The sequence below is a fragment of the Mesorhizobium sp. genome (genome assembly GCF_004962925.1).
Taxonomy (GTDB): domain Bacteria; phylum Pseudomonadota; class Alphaproteobacteria; order Rhizobiales; family Rhizobiaceae; genus Mesorhizobium.
The window spans coordinates 1-213 of sequence record NZ_SUEO01000097.1 but is presented as its reverse complement, the minus strand read 5'-3'; the positions used below and the strand labels follow the sequence as shown (position 1 = coordinate 213).

Annotated in this window: 1 protein-coding gene; it reads left to right on the top strand. The window is 64.3% G+C overall.

Annotated elements, in window-relative coordinates; all coding sequences use genetic code 11:
- The coding region (locus tag E5W87_RS19265; RefSeq protein WP_292400822.1) for an aminoacyl-tRNA deacylase at nucleotides 1-186 on the top strand (186 nt) is incomplete at its 5' end.
- Between the last annotated feature and the right edge of the window lie 27 nt (nucleotides 187-213).

Below are 213 nucleotides of genomic sequence, written 5' to 3'. Positions count from 1 at the left end.
GGCGCCATCCCGCCGATCGGCGGGGCCTACGATGTGCCGGTGATTCTCGATGAAAGCCTCGGCAAGGCCGACGACATCTATTTCGAGGGCGGCGACCACAGGACGCTGGTGCATGTCAGCGGCAAGGATTTCCGCGACCTGACCAGCGACGCTCGCCAGGCCCGCTTTAGCTACCCGGCTTACTAAAAGTTCTGGCCCGCCGTACCTGACGCG